Origin of the sequence: Roseibium algae (genome assembly GCF_037783265.1) — a bacterium.
In the GTDB taxonomy this organism is placed as follows: domain Bacteria; phylum Pseudomonadota; class Alphaproteobacteria; order Rhizobiales; family Stappiaceae; genus Roseibium; species Roseibium algae.
Map to the genome: position 1 here is coordinate 594,468 of NZ_JBAKIA010000001.1, position 18,188 is coordinate 612,655.

Below are 18,188 nucleotides of genomic sequence, written 5' to 3' on the forward strand. Positions count from 1 at the left end.
GTACAGATCATCCGAAACTTCATATTTGGCCTCATCCCGTTGGCCCGCTCATGCCCAGCGCCATTTCCCGAAAACACTCGGCAACATGCTCGGCGAAGGCGCGCGTGGCTTTGCCAGCCCTTGGGCGTTGCTGCATGATGATGTGATAATTGCCAATTTCCGGCAGATCATGACGTTCATCCAGAACCTGCAACGGCGGTTCCACAATACTGGAGGGAAACGGCGCAATGGCAAGGTCCGCCAGAAGCGCGGCTTCCTGCCCGGCGCTGTGAAAGCTGGTGTAGGAAATCCGGTAGGGTTTTTGAGCACTGTCCAGCGCGATCCGCGCCGTCCGACGCCAAGGGCAACCGGATGTGGACACAGCAAGTGGCAAGGGATCCCGCTCATAGGCAACACCACCTTCCAGCCCGACCCAGACCAGCGGCTCGGTGAAGACAATCTCACCCTGGCGGATCAGATCGCTTTCGGGACGGGCAGTGTAAAGCACCAGATCCAGGTCGCCGTTCTTCATCACCTTGTGCAGCTGGGGACTGCCATCCAGATGCACATCCACATTGACCCCCGGATGAGACCTTGCAAACCGGGACAGAAATGTCGGCAGGAACCGTGTGCCAAAATCAGATGGCGCGCCAAAGCGAACCTCACCTTCCACATCCGGCGAGAGAAACAGGCTGACCGCCTCTTCATTCAGCATCAGGATCCGGCGCGCATAGCCAAGCAGCGCTTCCCCCTCTGATGTCAGCCGGACAGTGCGACCTTCACGCACAAAAACGGAAACTCCGATCAGGGTTTCCAACTTCTTAATCTGCATGGAGATGGCTGAAGGCGTTCTGCCAACCAATTCGGCAGCCTTTGAAAAACTTGATGTTTCCGCGATGACGAGGAACGTTCGATAAAGCTCCATGTCAATCAGCGTGGTCCCCGGATTCGGCGTCGCGCCCATTTTTTTTTGATCCCTTGCACTCACATCAATAAAATTGAACCATCATATGAATACAATTCGTTTGATTGAAAGATATTTTTGGCAGATACAGATATCAAGCGGCCCGTAGAATTGAAAAACGAGGTTCGCAAGTCTCAACAACATCATCACGGGATCGGAAATGCCATGACCTATCTTGCTCAAATTCTCGGTACAACTCTTATGGGCGTAGTCTCCGTCAACACACCAGCTCAGCTTGGCCGCATGGACAAGACGCTTCGTGCCAGCCAGACACGCAAAGCTGCCAAGTAATCGGCCTGAGCGTCGCGGAATTTTACCGGCGCAACAGTAGATCATTTTAAAAACGCCCGGTGCCTCCCCACCGGGCGTTTTTGTATTTCGGGCCAATCGGCGACTGGCGCCGCTCAAATCACTTTCGGCCTTTATTCATGGCTGCAGCCAGCGCGGCAGCCATGGCATTGTTGCCCCCGCCAGCATTGTCTCCACGAGGCGCGTTGCCACCCTTGTTTCCGGATCCGCCAGAACGACCGCCACCTGCCTGGTTAACCCGACCACCAGAACGGTCATCACGCCCTTTTGCCGGGCCACGCTCCTGGCTCCGCTCCTTCTGGCCCTCATAGTCAACCGCAGCCTTCATCGTCATGGAGATGCGCTTGCGCTTCACATCGACTTCAAGAACCGTGACTTTCACGATGTCCCCAGCCTTGACGATCTTATGCGGATCATCAACGAACTTGTCCGCCAGCTGCGAGACATGCACCAGACCGTCCTGATGCACACCGACATCCACAAAGGCACCGAAGTTGGTGACGTTGGTCACCGTACCTTCAAGCTTCATACCCGGTTTCAGATCGGAAATTTCTTCAATGCCATCTTGAAGGGTTGCCGTCTTGAACTCCGGACGCGGATCCCGGCCCGGCTTTTCCAGCTCGGACATGATGTCCTTCACCGTCGGCAGCCCGAACCGTTCGTCGGTGAACTCCGCCGGATCAAGGCCACCCATAAGGCTGCTGTCGCCCATGATCTCGCGCACATCGCGGCCACACGCTTTCACGATCCGCTTGGCCAGAGGATAGGCCTCCGGGTGTACGGACGATGCATCCAGGTGGTTCTCCCCGTCGGAGATTCGCAAGAACCCGGCGCACAGTTCAAACGCCTTGGCCCCAAGACGCGGCACATCCTTCAGCTGCTTGCGGCTGGAGAATTTGCCGATGCTGTCCCGGTGTTCGACCACGGCCCGCGCCAGACTGTCTGACAGCCCGGAAATCCGCACCAAAAGTGCGGGCGATGCCGTGTTGAGATCAACCCCGACAGCGTTCACCGCATCTTCCACGACCGCATCCAGCGCCCGCGCCAGCTTGGTCTGATTGACATCATGCTGATACTGACCGACGCCGATTGACTTCGGCTCGATCTTGACGAGTTCCGCCAGAGGATCCTGCAGACGGCGGGCAATCGAAGCCGCGCCGCGCAAGGACACATCAACATCCGGCATTTCCTTGGCAGCAAGCTCAGACGCTGAATAGACCGAAGCGCCTGCTTCATTAACGATCACCTTGACCGGGCGGCTGGCAGCAGGAACATCATTCAGCGCATCACCGGTCAGCTTGTCGGTTTCCCGGCTGCCGGTGCCATTGCCAATGGCAATCAGCCCGACCTTGTGCTTGGCGATCAGAGCCAACAGGGTCGCCCGTGATCCGGCAACATCATTGCGCGGCTGGAACGGATAGATCGTCGCCGTATCGATCAGCTTGCCTGTGTCATCCACGACGGCCACCTTGACGCCGGTGCGAATGCCCGGATCAAGACCCAGCGTTGATTTCGCGCCAGCGGGTGCGGCCAGAAGGAGGTCCTTCAAATTGCGCGCAAACACCTGGATAGCCTCTTCCTCGGCCTTGTCGCGCAGCACGCCCATCAGGTCGAGTTCAAGATGCAGCGCCAGCTTCACCTTCCAGGCCCAGCGCGCCACATCCATCAGCCACTTGTCACCCGGACGGCCCCGGTCCTCAATGCCATAGGTATCTGCAACCAACCGCTCCGCAGGCTTGATAGGCGACACGTCATCCGCGTCCGCCACCAGATCAACCGACAGGATGCCCTCGTTGCGCCCACGAAACAGAGCCAGCGCCCGGTGACTTGGAATTTTGCCGAGAGGTTCGGAATAGTCAAAATAATCAGAAAACTTGGAGCCCTTCTCCGCCTGACCATCAATCAGCTTTGATGTCACCACGCCCTTGCTGTTCAAGTAACGACGCAATTGGCCAACGAGGCCTGCGTTTTCGGCAAAGCGCTCCATCAGGATCTGCCTGGCTCCATCGAGCGCCGCTTTCACATCCGCAACGCCCTTCTCAGCATCCACAAAAGCGGCGGCTTCTGCTTCAGGGCTTTTCATCGGATCGCCCAACAGCAAATCAGACAGCGGTTCCAGGCCAGCTTCGCGGGCGATCTGCGCCTTGGTCCGGCGCTTCTTTTTGAACGGCAAATAGAGATCTTCCAAAACAGACTTGGTGTCGGCCAGCGCCAGCGCCTTGACCAGTTCATCAGTCAGCTTGCCCTGCTCATCAATCGACTTGACGATGGCACCACGCCGGTCTTCGAGCTCGCGCAGATAAATCAGTCGCTCTTCCAACTTTCTGAGCTGGGTATCATCAAGCCCGCCCGTCGCTTCCTTCCGGTAGCGAGCAATAAAGGGAACGGTCGAACCTTCATCCAGCATGCTGACCGTTGCATTGACCTGATCTGGCCGACAGGCAATCTCCTCCGCGATCCTGCGCGCAATGCGCAGGGCCACCTCAGGCGCAGAGCCGGAGGACTTCTTGGCAGCGGAAGGCTTCAGATCAGAGACTTCGGACATATCAGGGCTTTCCATCAAACATATTAGGATCAGCGAGAATAGAGCCCCAGGATAAGTCGAGAAAGAGACGAAAACGATAGATCCACCGGGAAAGAGGCGAACTCGGTTGCTTCGCCCCCCTAAATCCGCAAAGTCTCACATCACATTTCGAACCCTCAGTATCCTTTTCCGTATGACGAAGTGTCTTCTTCGGGCTACCAAAGTGGGATGATACCCTCAGGAGATCCCATGACTGATCCCACGAACGAAATCATCCTGCACAATTACCCGCAATCACCTGTTGCCGAAAAGGTGCGGGTTGGATTGGGCATCAAGGGATTGTCCTGGGCATCAGTCGAAATTCCCCGTCTGCCGCCAAAACCAATGCTGACACAGCTGACTGGCGGGTATCGCCGCACACCGGTCATGCAGATTGGTGCAGACATCTATTGTGACAGCCAGGCCATTCTTCGCGAACTTGAGCGACATCATCCATCACCAAGCTTTTTCCCTAACGGAAATGCGGGCCTGATGTGGGCGCTCAGTCGCTGGACGGATGGTGCGCTCTTTGACCTGACTGTAAAAATCGTTCTGGGCTCGGCCGGCGACGCCCTGCCAAAAGACTTTGCGGAAGATCGCGGCCGACTTTATCTCGGAGCTGACTGGTCCAATGGCCTGAAAGCTGCCAATGCAGATTTGCCCCATCTGGTTTCGCAGATGCGGGCACCACTGTCATGGCTTGAAGCCCAGCTAAGCGATGGACGCGCGTTCCTGGCGGGCGATGCAGCCGGAGCCATTGACGCCCAGTTCTTTCATGTCGTCTGGTTCCTCCGAGGTCGGTTCGCAGGTGGGCCAAACCTCCTGAGCGAATTCCCGCGTCTTGAGCGCTGGGAAGAAAACGTCACACAAATCGGCCATGGCACAATGACCGACCTCAGCGCAGAAGACGCTCTGGAGCGTGCCAGCACCTCCTCACCAAGGGCAATCGACGGGGCGGTCGAGAACGACCCTGAAGGACTGTCAAAAGGTATGGCTGTTGTCGTTTCGCCTGATCTCGATGGCGGTGAGCAACCGGTCAGTGGCACTCTGGTGGCTGCCAGCGCCGATACGATCACCATTCACCGCGAAGATCACACATGCGGCGATCTTCATGTCCATTTCCCACGCGCCGGATATCGGATCGCCGAAGCTTAGCAGCGGTTAAGTCTTTATCCGCGGCGTTTCCCGAAAGGCCCGGCTGGTGACTGATATGGTATTCTGGTCCGGGTCTTTTGCATTGGCAAAGACATAACCATCCGCCTTATGGAGCGGGCCGAAAACAAGGCCCTCTTCCGCACGAGCTGCACAAAACCCTGCAACATCTTCAACATCAAATCCAAGCTTGACCAGAACCTGGCCTCGCTTCAAGGATTTGGCCGCAGGGTGCAACATCAAGCGAGCGCCGCCATCGGGATGAACCAGCTCGACGATCCTGTCGCCGTCCTCCCGAAACACTTCGAACCCGAAGTGCGTTTCGTAAAACCGGGCGCTTTCGTTGATGTCCCGGGTGTAAAGCGTGATCCTGTTCAGCGGCATGCGTAAACTCCGAAGACGGAAAACAGCGGCCCCTACCGCACGACAGTAATCCGCTCTGCTGCCCGCGTGACCGCTGTGTAAAGCCAGCGGGCTTTATGCTCCCGGAAAGCCCAGCTCTCGTCAAACAGCACCACATCATCCCACTGCGATCCCTGTGCCTTGTGAACCGTCAAGGCATAGCCATAATCAAACTCATCTGCCTTGCGCCGGATCGCATAGGCGATCTGCTCCGCACCATCTTCGAACATGGCGGGCAGAACACTGACCTTAACGGTCTGCTTGCCGGCCGCTTCATCTTCCGGCGTCACATCAAATCGAAGAGTGTTGCCACGCGGCGGGCGCAGACGCTTGACCGACCATAACCCCCCATTGAGCAAACCTTTGGTCTTGTCATTGCGCAGACAGACCAGCTTGTCCGTCACGGCGGGCATCGGCGTTGTAAAGCCCTTCAGCTCGCGAATACGGCCATTATAAAGCCGCCGTGTCTTGTTGGTGCCGACCAGAACCTGATCTGCGGACAGGATCTTTTCCTTGTCGATGTCCCGCCGATGGATGACCTGGCTTTCACCATACTCGCCATAATCAAGTGAGCCACCTTCTCGGATGGTCATCGACATGCGGACAATCGGATTGTCCTGCGCCTGCCTATGCACCTCCGTCAGCATCACATCCGGCTCTGCATCGGTGAAATAACCCCCGCCCTTGACCGGTGGCAGCTGAGCCGGATCACCAAGCACCAGAACCGGTGTGCCAAAAGACAATAAATCCCGTCCAAGGTCTTCATCGACCATGGAACATTCATCAATCACAATCAGCTTTGCCGTAGCCGCAGCACTGTCGCGCTTGATGGCAAACTGAGGACCATTGTCCTCAGTATCATCATCCGCATTTTCTTCTTCCTTGGCAGAGCGTGGCCGATAGATCAAAGAATGAATTGTTCCAGCATCCTCACAACCTTTCTGCCGCAGGACATGCGCAGCCTTGCCGGTAAAGGCACCAAAGCAGACATCGCCATCGATGCCCTCTGCCAAATGCCGTGCCAGAGTAGTCTTGCCGGTACCGGCAAAGCCAAACAGCCGAAACACCTGCCTGTCGCCGCGTTTCAGCCACGCTGCAGTCTCACTCAGCGCCGTTTCCTGTACTGACGACCAGGCCATAAATTGATTCCCGTTTCGTTCTTCTATGGCACCTGCATAACTTGATTTGCCATTCTGCACCACGGAAAAGGCAGGCTTTCCAGGGCTAGGTCATGGAGCCATGAATGAGATCAATATGGTCGCAGTGAATTTGGGCAAATACAGCATGCGAGAGAATTGGAACACGGATGATTTTTCAAGTTCATGCAACATTGCAGACCGCCTGTTGCAGAACGATCCAAATCACAAACAAACTGCGGCGGATGAAACGCCAACTGATAACCTTGCCCAAGCTTTTGACCTGCGCAAGGCATGACCTTCTCGCATTTTCTGCCATTCTTGCTCAGACTCAAGGCCAGTGGATCTAATTCTATGAGATCGAACCCTAATCTTGTGCTTTCACGTCAAGCGTCTGATCAGATGTCAAAATAGAAGTTTAAATTTGAACTAAATAAATATAAAAACAGAGTAATCATGAAAAAATATTCGAGCCCGAACACAATGAAAAACAATATTTAAATAATTTTACGCATAAATAAGGGTGTAAATTAGAAATATAGGACACACATCGTAAAATGTACGTAATATTTAGTATGAAAATTTATATAGGTATTTTGATTGTAACTTTTTATAATGCCTACCTTTGGGGAATCTATTAAACAGAAAGTCTGTAAGATGATCACCGCCTCCACACTGCAAAAACAGCCAGGGCAATGGCCAGCGCGCAACGGGCGGATAGACAATCCGAGTTACCTGTTTGACCGACTGGATACCGCAATATGGGTCTACGACATTGACCATGGGCGCGTTGTCTGGGCAAACAAGTCGGCCATGGAATACTGGAACGCCGACACACTGGACGAATTGCGCAGCCGGGATATGAAGAAAGAAATGTCCCCAGCCGTTGAGCAACGACTCAAACAGTATCAGGCCGACTTCATTCAAAGAGACGCAGTCTTTGACGAAATGTGGACTGTTTACCCTCAGGGTGTTCCAAGACCACTCCACATGCGCTTTTCTGGCGTCATTTTGGATGATGACCGCACCGCGATGTTGTGTGAAGCTCAACAGGAGGCAAACCTAAAGCCCGATGCAATGCGCAGCGCTGATGCACTCTTGCACACGCATCTGATGATTTCACTCTACTCTGAGAGCGGCGAAAGACTGTACATGAACCCCGCCGCCCGCGCCGCTTTTGATGGAATACAGTCTGAACTCCAAAGTCGTTTCCTCGAACCAATTGACCACGAAGAACTCATCACCGCCATCGCGAACAAGGGCGAGGCCAAAATTGTAGCCAAAGTTCACACTGCCAATGGAACACGCTGGCATGAACTGACTGCACGCAGCTGTTATGACCCGACCTCTGGAGACCCATCGTTCCTGATTAGCGAAACAGATGTCAGTGAACTGAAAGAAGCCGAAGCTCGTGCCCGCAAGGTAGCAAACACAGATTCCCTGACAGGACTGCCTAATCGCCATCATCTGCCCGTCCTGTTCAACGAGCTGATTCAGCAATCAAAAAACCAAGCTGGCATGCTCGGAGTCCTGTTTATCGATCTGGATCAATTCAAAGTCATCAACGACAGCCTCGGTCACAGTTACGGGGACGCAATGTTGGTCGCGGTCGCCAACAGGCTGAATGACCTGAAGTCCGGCGATGACGCCGTCGTGCGCTTGGGCGGGGATGAATTCCTTTTCCTGACTGCCGCAGATGAGCAGAACCTCGAGCTGTTGGAGGCACGCGCTCATGACATTCTTCGAGTGCTGTCACTACCCGTTGAAATGAATGGCCACAAATTGGCCGTCACACCAAGTATAGGCATCGCGCTCTACCCCGATCACGGCCAAAATATGCATGCCTTGATGCAAGGTGCCGACCTTGCCATGTATGAAGCAAAAGCAGCAGGCAGAAACCGCCATCGCTTCTTCAAGAGCCAAATGCGAGACCAAATTGAACTCGAACTCGAACTGCTGACCGATTTGCGAGAAGGCATGAAATCCGGCCAGTTCGAAGCCTATTTCCAACCACGATACTGTACAAAAACAGGGCGCATCAAAGTCGTCGAAGCACTGGCAAGATGGCACCATCCCAAGCGCGGCCTGATCCTTCCCGGTGAATTCATAGCGCTGTGTGAAAAGAACGGCCTCATCAACCAGCTAGGGTCTATCATTCTGGAAGACACTGCGCGCAAGGCCACTCATTGGCGTAGGCTCGGACTTGACATCAAGGCTTCAGTGAACCTCTCGCCCTCACAATTGAACGCACCGGATTTTTCAAATCAGCTGCACCAAATTCTAAAGGATCAAGACTGCCCAGGATCATCAGTCGAGCTGGAGTTGACGGAGACCCTGCTGATGGAAACCAACATAAATGTCCATGAAAACCTGGCGAAAATCCGGTCATTTGGCGTTCAAATGTCAATCGATGACTTTGGTACAGGCTATTCGAATTTTGCCCGTCTGTCAGAAATGTCAATTGATTGCATCAAGATCGATAGAAGTCTGATCAGCCGCTTGCCAGGCAGCGAGGCAATTGTCGAATTGGTAATTGCTATGTGCAAGCTGATGAACGTCCGAATTGTGGCCGAAGGCGTCGAAACAGCAAAAATCGCGGCCAAAGTGAAAGAACTCGGTTGCGACGAAGTCCAGGGCTTCTACTACAGCAAACCCATGTCCGCAGCTGACTTGGAAAGCGTGCTGCTTTTGGAAACAACGACTTAAGACCTCGAAGAAAACTCTACGGCCTCGGATAGCGTTTCACGCCGGTTCCAGTGACCGAAAATCCCGTCATGTAAGGATCGCGCTCGTCCAGAGTGATGGTGCTGGTCCCAGTCTTAACTGCCCAGCCCTCGATGGTCGGGATGATGCCCCGTTTGGTGCCGACCAGAACGTCGGCCTTGACGCCTCCGGTGAAGAGCGAGCCGATGACGCTCTCATGGACGAACGTATCGCCGACGTTCAGTTTGCCTTTGCCGAACAGCTGCGCCATACGCGCTGACGTTCCCGTGCCGCAAGGACTGCGGTCAATCGCCTTATCGCCGTAGAACACGGCATTGCGGGCGTCTGCCTTGGGGTCTGCGGCAGGTCCGGTCCACTGGATATGCGTAATACCCTTGATCTCCGGATTTTCCGGGTGCCGCATTTCAAAGGCTTCGTTTAGGGCCAGTCTCAACTTCGGACTAACGGACATAAGCTGATCAACGGGAACAGATCCGACCCCAGGGAAATTCTCCTGCGGTTCAATGATCGCATAGAAATTACCACCATAAGCAACGTCGAAAGTTAGCCGGCCAAATTCAGGACAATCGATCTCAAGACCTTCCGCCGCCAAGAAGGACGGCACATTGGTCAGCTTGACCGAGGAAACATAATCGCCATCCATTTCATAATCGGCAAGCACCAGACCCGCTGGCGTTTCCAGCCGTGCCTGGCCCGGTGTCTTCGGCTTCAGCAAACCTTCTTCAATCGCCATGGTCACGGTGCCGATTGTTCCGTGCCCGCACATGGGCAGGCAACCGGACGTCTCGATATAGAGCACACCAACATCATAGGCGTCATCTGTGGGTGGATACAAAATGGAGCCGGACATCATGTCGTGACCGCGTGGCTCAAACATCAAACCGGTACGGATCCAGTCATACTCAGCGATGAACGTCTGGCGACGTTCAAACATGGAGGCGGCTTTAATCCGCGGCCCGCCACCTGCCACAAGCCGAACAGGATTGCCGCAAGTATGACCGTCAATGCAAAAAAACGTGTGTCGGGCCATCGAACAGTTCCCTTGTTAAAAGCGGGTCGCCCGGAAGGGCGCAAGATCAAGGCTTGGCTTTTCGCCCAATAACAATGCGGCAAGTTGTTCGCCCGTTGTCGCGGCCTCAGTCAAACCATGATGCGCATGTCCAAACCCGTAAACAATATGCTCACTGGCAGACGAAGTCCCAATCACTGGCAGGCTGTCCGGCAGAGACGGGCGAAACCCCATCCAGCGTTTGCCAACAGAGGCATCAAGCTTCGGATAGATCGTCTTAGCCTTGGCAATCATCGCATCCACACGCCTCCAGTTGGCGGGCAGATCCAAACCGCCAAACTCCACCGCACCACCAATCCTGAGTCCGCTCTCCAGCGGAGACAGGACAAAGCCATGTCCCGGCAGCATGATGAAATTTCGGATCGAAACGCCTGGTTCCGGCACTGTGATATTGTAGCCTCGCTCCGTATCAAGCGGCACAGGGTCACCAAGTTGAGACGCCAGCTTCTTCGACCATGCCCCGCAAGCGATCACCAATTTGGCGCAGGCCCGCCTTGATCCATCCGAGAACGTAAGCTCTGCACCGTCATCCGATGCGGTAACTCGTTCAACATCAGCGACTTCAAAAACAACGCCTTGCGCCTCAAGCCAATCGGCCAGTGACAGACAGAGCTTCTTCGGGTCATCCATCTGGGCCCAGCCGGGCAGAAAAGCACCGCCGACAATTGAACTTGCCAGATCCGGTTCCATGTCCCGCACATCACCGCCAGACAACTCGTTGACTTCGATGCCGTATTCACGCTGCTTCGCCCATTTCAGGCGATTGCGATCCAGCTTCGCCACATTGTCGAAAACTTCCAGACAACCATTGTAGCGCACCTGATTATGCGTTCCGGTCAACCTCCAGAGCCGCTCCCAGCCAGGCAACGCATCATGATTGAGCGCAGCAAGCGCTTCCGTGCTTTCGCGCACCTGGGATTTGCTGGAAGCGGCCATGAATCTCATCATCCACGGCAGGATTTTCAACGCATAACTCGGCCGGATTGTCAGTGGCCCCAGCGGATCAGACAGCCACTTCAGCGCATCTTTCCAAACGCCAGGAGAGGCAAGCGGCGCAACATCCGTCCAGGCAATACCACCCGCATTGCCCTGGCTGGCACCCGCGGCGACGCCCTCCCGATCAAGGATAGTTACCTTGCAGCCACGGCTCACAAGAATAGAGGCTGTGGCGAGCCCAATAATGCCCGCGCCAACGATATGAATATGAGGTCCAGTCATAACCCCACAGATTTGGCATTTCGAACCAGTTTGCAAGCTCTGTTTTGATCACAGTGTGCATCCGCCAGCCCTTCAATTTGCCCAAGATGGTAGCGGCCAGTGCTCGGGCAGGTAAAAGCGTTTGAAGCCAAGCCAAGTTGCACATTCAAGTCCATGGAATTATGGTGCTGCCGATCTTAGAAAAATACCCTCCCTAGACGATTGAATTTCCAACGTTCCCAAGCAAATCGTTTTCTCATGCACCTGGAACCTGCCAATGGCCATTGAAGCCTGGCTCGCCTTTACAATGGCCAGCATCATCTTGACACTGATTCCCGGACCAAGCGTCCTTCTTGTCATCGGCCAGGCCGTCGCCAAGGGAAAGAAAGCTGCAATCATATGCATCTTGGGCGATGTGATCGGCGGCCTATTGCTGATTGGCCTGTCATTCATGGGCGTCGGTGCACTGCTCGCAACGTCTGCCGTGCTGTTTCAAATTGTGAAATGGGCAGGCGTCTTCTACCTGGCGTATTTGGGATACCGTCAGATCATGGATGCGAAAAACGGGGCTGATTTTATAGTCGAAACGCAGGAGGAATCTTCTTCCTGGGCCAGTTTCTGGGCTGGTCTGATCACCGCCGTCCTGAACCCGAAAGCCATCGTCTTTTATATGGCGTTTCTCTCGCAATTCATTGACCCAGACAGAAGCATGGCGCTGCAATTGACGATTATGGCAATCACGTCCTCTTTTGCAGTCTGTATACCCCTTGGCGGCTATGCACTTCTGGCTGCCCGTGCAAGGCTGATGTTTCAAAGCCGGGCTGCACAGAAAAAAGTCGGTTACACAGGCGGGGCCTGCCTGATCGGCGGCAGTGTTTTCATGGCTGCGACACGGTAACGAATACGATAAGGCACCGCTCCATTACCTATGAATTGAGAGTTCCTGCGGGGCGAGCCGCTGCAGGAAATCTTCCTGTGCGGTTCGCCCCGAAGATATTCGGGGTCGCATCCAAAATCACTTATCAAACCAATGCCGGGTCCGATTGGCAAATGCGACCAAAGACAGCATTACAGGCACCTCGACCAGCACGCCGACGACTGTGGCAAGCGCTGCGCCCGAATTCAACCCAAACAGACTGATCGCAACGGCGACGGCAAGTTCGAAGAAGTTGGAAGTTCCAATCATCGCGGCCGGAGCCGCAGTCGAGAATGGCACCCGCCACAGGTAGCCCCAAGCATAGGCCAAGGCAAAAATTCCATAGCTTTGAACAATCAGCGGCACCGCGATCAGGGCAATGACACTCGGCTTGTCAACGATTGTCTGTGCTTGAAATCCGAACAGCAAAACAACTGTGGCCAGCAGCCCCATCACAGAGAACGGTTTTATCCGAGCCGTGAACTGCTCGATACGATCGTTGTTGCCGGAACTGTCCAGAGCCTTGCGCGTCACATACCCAGCAGCGAGCGGGATGATCACATAAAGAGCGACCGACAACAGAAGGGTTTCCCAAGGAACAACAATGTCTGTCACACCGAGCAGCAAAGCGGTGATCGGCGCGAATGCAAACACCATGATGATGTCGTTGATTGAAACCTGCACAAGCGTGTAATTGGCATCACCTCTGACCAGTTGGCTCCAGACAAAAACCATTGCCGTACATGGTGCCACCCCAAGTAGGATCATGCCGGCGATGTATTCCTTGGCATCTTGCGGATCGACAAGCCCCGCAAAAATGATTTCAAAGAATAGAATGCCGAGTGCCGCCATGGTGAATGGCTTAATCAGCCAGTTGATCACCAGCGTGATGCAAAGGCCCTTTGGTTTCTTGCCAACGTCCTTCAGCGAGGCGAAATCCACATTGACCATCATCGGGTAGATCATGACCCAGATGAACACGGCAACAACCAGATTAACGCTGGCATATTCCAAGGCGGCGATGGTCGAAAAAACACCAGGAACGAAGAGCCCCAATCCGACGCCAGCTGCGATACACGAGGCTACCCAGAGAGAGAGATAGCGCTCAAAAAGTCCAAGGGGTGAGTGTTCTACGGAATCCAAACTTCGATCTCCTGAGTATCAGTTTCAATTAATTTCACCGTGGGCAAACGGCATTTAAGAAAGTCATAGGTCTATCGTCAGTCTGTCACGCCGACGGTCCAGACCTGCAGATTGCCCTTGCCCAGAACCACGTTTGATAAAGCGTCCCTGCAAAGGAAACGCGCTTTAAGTCGCTTGATACGTTCGCATTAACCGCCAGGTCCTGATGCCGGACCAGACAAAGTCTTAAACACTGGCGCGCACAGCTCCGGATTTCCGCCGCAGCAATCCTGCAGCAGATACATGACAAGATCCTGCATCGCAGGCAGTCTGGCGGAATAAATGATGGAGCGACCATCCCGGCTGGCGTGCACAAGGCCAGACCGGGACAGAACGCCAAGATGCGTCGATAGGGTATTCGGTCGAACTTCAAGCTTTTCGGAGATGGCGCCTGCGGTCATGCCTTCTGGTCCGACCTTCACCAACAAGCGAAAGACGTCGAGGCGGGTTTCTTGACCCAGGGCAGCTAAAGCATCGAGAGCAATTTCTTTTTCCATATTTCGAGAATACTCGAAATATGGAATTTATCAAGCATCAAGTGCAATCACAAAACAAATGCTGGATATCAAAAGGCTATCAGGCAGGTTGCGCCGTAAATCAGTCCCGCGCAAATCCCATAGTAAATAGGAAACGCACGGGACCACAAAAGTCGTCCGATTTCAAATCACTCTGGAACGAACTCTCCCGGCAAGGAATTGACGATCATCGTCTCCTCTGGCTGGAAGTGGATGACAGACCGGATAGATTTGCCCGCCTTAAGCAGGTCGAAGGCGGTGTTGATCTGATTATGGTTCATATGGTGCGTGATGTAGGGGTCAACACTGAAATCACCGTTCATCCATTCATCAACCATGCCCGGCAATTCACTGCGGCCTCTGACCCCGCCAAAGGCTGTCCCGCGCCATACGCGCCCCGTGACCAGTTGAAATGGGCGCGTTGCAATCTCCTGTCCCGCACCGGCAACTCCGATCACGGTGCTTTCACCCCAACCTTTGTGACAAGATTCAAGCGCCGCACGCATCAAGTCCACACTGCCAACGGCCTCAAATGTATAATCTAGACCACCGCCCGTCATGTCGACCAGCACATCCTGAATCGGGGCATCATAGTCTTTGGGGTTGAGGCATTCCGTGGCACCTAGAGCTTTGGCCAAAAGAAACTTCGACGGGTTGATGTCGATACCAATGATCCTGGACGCACCGCTCATCACGGCTCCCTGGATCACCGCCATGCCCACGGCCCCGAGACCAAAGACCGCGACCGTCGCACCAGCCTCAACTTTGGCAGTGTTACGGACAGCTCCCATACCCGTCGGCACCGCGCATCCCATGACCGAGGCCTTGGACAAGGGCGCCTCTTTGGAGATCTTGGCGACTGAGATTTCGGGGAGAACTGTATATTCGCTAAATGTGCTGGTACCCATATAATGCAGGATCTGCTTGCCTTTATAAGAAAATCGCGACGTACCGTCGGGCATGACACCCGCGCCCTGGGTTTTGCGAATGGTCTGGCACAGATTGGTCTTACCCGATTTAATGTAAGGACAATTGGGGTCCTCGGGAATATAGAGCGGAATCACATGATCCCCGGGCTTTACCGAGGTGACGCCCCTGCCGACCTCTTCCACGACACCGCACCCTTCATGACCCAGAACGCAAGGGAACAAGCCTTCCGGATCATCACCAGACAATGTGAAGACATCGGTGTGGCACAGACTGGTTGTAACGATCCGAACAAGAACTTCACCATCCTTTGGGCCTTCCAAGTCTATCTCTTCGATTTCGAGGGGCCTATTTGGCTCCCAGGCAATAGCTGCGCGCGTTTTCATTCCGGGTCTCCTATTAATTGCAATTCCTAATGGATGAGCTGTTGATCCAAACCGCCATCGATATCTGAAATCGGATCAAGCACGAGCACGAGCCGTGTCTCTTCTGTCCCTTCAATCGGGGGAGACCTATGAAGCAGGCCGGATCTTGGCGCTTCAGGCCAGAGTGTTCCACGCAAGATCATGGGTGACCCTGTTGAGACGCTGCAAATCCGTCGCGGCTCCTCACCATTCATTGAAATGCCGTATTGAGTCCCGCTGCCCCTGTAGGTGCAAATCAGCCGCGCTGTGACTGCATCAACATGAAACTTCCGGCAAGCATTGGTTGAAATTACGTCAAGGCGAAGCCGGAGATAGGGCACCTGCATAACACTGGCGAGAATATTCGCCATGGCAGCGATATCATCGACGAGCATGGAGCGCTCGTTGCACTCTGGTAACCTGGAACCCTCGAAAAGGTCTGTCATTGCGGCCCGCACCACTTCTGGACGAAGAATAATACGCGCCCTGGGCAGTACCTCCTTCTCCAGGCTGTCAATCCAATCTTGAAACGTCTTGAGGGGTTGGCGCTGCCAAATCGCAGCCGCGCATCCAGGATGTTCAATGGAAGACAGGCCGTTGGGCGTTGTCGCGAGACCAACACCAGCGACCACGTCCTTCATAAATTCGTGCTGAAGCTTCATGCGGCCTCCTGAGCTCGCCGCCAGGCCGGAAACGGGTCTGGCAGGTTCGGGAGCGCATCAGGTCCAAGGGCGAGATGCTCAGGAACAAGACAGGCGTCGAGCATAGCCTTGAGCGTAGTCCAATCGATGCCAGCCCCGATAAACACGAGCTCCTGGCGGCGATCTCCCCAAGGCTCTTGCCAATGGGTTTTCATATAGGCCTGCGCGCTCTCATGCGTGGGTTGTCGTTCTTTCGGGACCGACGCCCACCATGTTCCAAGCGGCGTCACGCTGGACAAAGACCCAGTGAGCGAGAACTCCGCAACCCAGTCAGGCCGGGTAGAGATCCAAAAGTGGCCCTTGGCGCGGATAACTCCCGGCAGGTCGCCGTTCAGAGCCTCAAAGATACGTTCTGGAACGAAGGGACGACGCGCGCGGTATACGAATGAAGCTACGCCGTATTCTTCGGTTTCCGGAACGTGATCCGCGAAACCGTAAAGCTCTTTTGCCCACATCGGATGTTCATGCGCCCGCTCAAAGTTGAACAGACCTGTATCGAGGATCTTATCCGACGCCACGACGGACTGGTTGGTTTCAACAATTTCGGTATCCGCATTCAGGCTGCGAATGATTTTGCGGGCCGCATCAACCTTATCCGGTCCTGCAGCATCCACCTTGTTCAGAATAACAACATCCGCGAATTCGATCTGATCGGTTAGCAAATGCACCAAAGTCCGTTCGTCTTCGTCCCCCATCGTCTCGCCACGATCACGCAAAAAATCATGAGAGGAGAAATCGTTGAGTAGATTCGCTGCATCCACCACGGTCACCATGGTATCCAGCCTTGCAACATCGGACAGACTCTCGCCATTTTCATCGCGAAATTCGAATGTTGCCGCCACCGGCAACGGTTCCGAAATACCGGTGGACTCGATCAACAGATAATCAAAACGCCCTTCAGCAGCCAGACGCTGGACTTCAACCAGCAGGTCGTCGCGCAAGGTGCAGCAAATGCAGCCATTGGACATCTCCACCAGTGTTTCATCTGTCCGGCTCAACGCCGTGTCGGCGCGTACAAGATCCGCATCGATATTCACCTCGGACATATCATTGACAATAACCGCGACACGGCGCCCCTCGCGGTCATTCAGAACAGTGTTCAAAAGCGTGGTTTTTCCCGCCCCCAGAAAGCCCGACAAAACTGTGACAGGAAGACGTTGATCAGCCAAGTTTGCTCTCCAATTTAGTAATGTTATTACATTACATTATCGGATAGACTCGCTCACCGCAAGATAAAACTCAAAGGGGCTCACACCCCCTGCAAGCTCACCCAAAACGCACTGAAGGCGCGGCAGCGCGCACCTTCACACATTTTGAAGCAATGAAAAAACCTACCCCGCCTTCGCAGCCAATCGTTTCTTGATGCTTTCGACACCCGCCTGAGGCGTCGCGGCGAAGAGGGTTTTGGTGTGATCTTCCCCCTTTGAATTAGTCCACCCGTATAGTTAGGAAAACGGAGGACCACAGATGGCTATCAAGCGACCAAAACCACTTTAGAAACCTGAGGCACGGCTACGATCACCAGTGAGTGCTATTGGAGGACTGCACAGGCGGTCATAGCCTCTCAATCAACGTCGTTCCGAAGGTGTTACGGCCCTCAGTTCGTTGCTCAGGCAGTCAGGGACTGGATCAAGGCCGTTGGAGCCCAAACCGCCTACATCGAACCAGGCTCGCCCTGGGAGAACGGATACTATGAGGGCTTCGATGCGCGCTTGCGCGATGAACTGTTGAAAGGAGAGATCTTCAAATTTCTGCGGGAGGCTCAAGTCATCATCGAAAGCTGGAGAAAACACGACAACACAAAACGACCCCACAGTGCACCGAAAACTGAGTATTGGGCTATCGCCCACCTGCCCCGGAAGCCACCGCCCGATGGACCAAAGGCCAAGCATGCACTAACTTTCAAAATGGACCAATCAGATGGGGCCAATCATAAGGATCACTGTCGTAATCAAAGTAACAATTTAGACCATTCAAATAGAAAATTTCATCAACTGAAAACCGCCGAATTACCTTAGGTAAATAATTGAAATTGTTTACCTATTACA

General features: G+C 54.2%; 16 protein-coding genes and 1 pseudogene. 6 read left to right on the forward strand and 11 right to left on the reverse strand.

Features of this window, described 5'->3' with window-relative positions; genetic code table 11:
- Positions 1–31: 31 nt before the first annotated feature.
- Positions 32–943 (reverse strand): LysR family transcriptional regulator, encoded by a 912-nt coding sequence (locus V6575_RS02700; RefSeq protein WP_340272487.1) that lies wholly within the window; start codon positions 941–943, stop codon positions 32–34.
- 165 nt (positions 944–1,108) lie between these two features.
- Here V6575_RS02700 and V6575_RS02705 point away from each other — a divergent pair, with 165 nt between their 5' ends.
- Positions 1,109–1,234, forward strand: coding sequence for a hypothetical protein (locus V6575_RS02705; protein WP_340272488.1), 126 nt, complete (start codon positions 1,109–1,111; stop codon positions 1,232–1,234).
- 118 nt (positions 1,235–1,352) lie between these two features.
- Here V6575_RS02705 and V6575_RS02710 read toward each other — a convergent pair whose 3' ends face one another.
- Complete coding sequence (locus tag V6575_RS02710) at positions 1,353–3,797, reverse strand: Tex family protein (RefSeq protein WP_340272489.1); 2,445 nt, start codon at positions 3,795–3,797, stop codon at positions 1,353–1,355.
- Between the two features lie 228 nt (positions 3,798–4,025).
- Here V6575_RS02710 and V6575_RS02715 point away from each other — a divergent pair, with 228 nt between their 5' ends.
- Positions 4,026–4,970, forward strand: coding sequence for a glutathione S-transferase family protein (locus V6575_RS02715; RefSeq protein ID WP_340272490.1), 945 nt, complete (start codon positions 4,026–4,028; stop codon positions 4,968–4,970).
- 6 nt (positions 4,971–4,976) lie between these two features.
- On the opposite strand, the gene V6575_RS02720 is transcribed toward V6575_RS02715, so the two are convergent.
- Together V6575_RS02720 and V6575_RS02725 are read right to left on the reverse strand one after the other, a co-directional pair.
- Positions 4,977–5,351 carry a VOC family protein gene (locus tag V6575_RS02720; protein ID WP_340272491.1) on the reverse strand — a complete coding sequence of 125 codons (375 nt, stop codon included), beginning with the start codon at positions 5,349–5,351 and terminating at the stop codon, positions 4,977–4,979.
- A 32-nt stretch (positions 5,352–5,383) separates the two neighbouring features.
- Positions 5,384–6,508, reverse strand: a complete 1,125-nt coding sequence (locus V6575_RS02725; RefSeq protein WP_340272492.1) for an ATP-dependent DNA helicase — start codon at positions 6,506–6,508, stop codon at positions 5,384–5,386.
- Positions 6,509–6,608: 100 nt separating this feature from the next.
- Between V6575_RS02725 and V6575_RS02730 the strand changes: the two genes are divergently transcribed.
- A complete protein-coding gene (locus V6575_RS02730) occupies positions 6,609–6,803 on the forward strand; it encodes a hypothetical protein (protein ID WP_340272493.1) in 195 nt (64 codons plus the stop codon).
- 359 nt (positions 6,804–7,162) lie between these two features.
- Positions 7,163–9,211, forward strand: coding sequence for a putative bifunctional diguanylate cyclase/phosphodiesterase (locus V6575_RS02735; protein ID WP_340272494.1), 2,049 nt, complete (start codon positions 7,163–7,165; stop codon positions 9,209–9,211).
- 16 nt (positions 9,212–9,227) lie between these two features.
- On the opposite strand, the gene V6575_RS02740 is transcribed toward V6575_RS02735, so the two are convergent.
- On the reverse strand, positions 9,228–10,259 hold the full coding sequence (locus V6575_RS02740; protein ID WP_340272495.1) for a 4-hydroxyproline epimerase: 1,032 nt from the start codon (positions 10,257–10,259) through the stop codon (positions 9,228–9,230).
- 15 nt (positions 10,260–10,274) lie between these two features.
- Positions 10,275–11,516, reverse strand: a complete 1,242-nt coding sequence (locus V6575_RS02745) for an NAD(P)/FAD-dependent oxidoreductase (protein ID WP_340272496.1) — start codon at positions 11,514–11,516, stop codon at positions 10,275–10,277.
- Positions 11,517–11,772: 256 nt separating this feature from the next.
- On the opposite strand from V6575_RS02745, the gene V6575_RS02750 reads away from it, so the two are divergent.
- The gene (locus V6575_RS02750) at positions 11,773–12,393 is read left to right on the forward strand and encodes a LysE family translocator (RefSeq protein WP_340272497.1); all 621 of its coding nucleotides are present in this window, start codon (positions 11,773–11,775) and stop codon (positions 12,391–12,393) included.
- 117 nt (positions 12,394–12,510) lie between these two features.
- Here the strand turns inward: V6575_RS02750 and arsB are convergent, their stop codons facing one another.
- The 5 genes from arsB to V6575_RS02775 all read right to left on the reverse strand — a co-directional run bounded on the left by arsB (position 12,511) and on the right by V6575_RS02775 (position 17,309).
- Complete coding sequence (arsB, locus tag V6575_RS02755) at positions 12,511–13,554, reverse strand: ACR3 family arsenite efflux transporter (RefSeq protein WP_340272498.1); 1,044 nt, start codon at positions 13,552–13,554, stop codon at positions 12,511–12,513.
- Between the two features lie 188 nt (positions 13,555–13,742).
- Positions 13,743–14,090, reverse strand: a complete 348-nt coding sequence (locus V6575_RS02760) for an ArsR/SmtB family transcription factor (RefSeq protein WP_340272499.1) — start codon at positions 14,088–14,090, stop codon at positions 13,743–13,745.
- Positions 14,091–14,257: 167 nt separating this feature from the next.
- On the reverse strand, positions 14,258–15,421 hold the full coding sequence (locus V6575_RS02765; RefSeq protein ID WP_340272500.1) for an S-(hydroxymethyl)glutathione dehydrogenase/class III alcohol dehydrogenase: 1,164 nt from the start codon (positions 15,419–15,421) through the stop codon (positions 14,258–14,260).
- 26 nt (positions 15,422–15,447) lie between these two features.
- Positions 15,448–16,101 (reverse strand): DUF1826 domain-containing protein, encoded by a 654-nt coding sequence (locus V6575_RS02770; RefSeq protein WP_340272501.1) that lies wholly within the window; start codon positions 16,099–16,101, stop codon positions 15,448–15,450.
- Positions 16,098–17,309, reverse strand: a complete 1,212-nt coding sequence (locus V6575_RS02775) for a GTP-binding protein (protein ID WP_340272502.1) — start codon at positions 17,307–17,309, stop codon at positions 16,098–16,100. The genes V6575_RS02770 and V6575_RS02775 overlap by 4 nt, the downstream gene beginning before the upstream one ends.
- A gap of 423 nt (positions 17,310–17,732) precedes the next feature.
- Here V6575_RS02775 and V6575_RS02780 point away from each other — a divergent pair.
- Positions 17,733–18,039, forward strand: a pseudogene (locus V6575_RS02780) (integrase core domain-containing protein); the annotation flags it as partial.
- Positions 18,040–18,188: the final 149 nt, after the last annotated feature.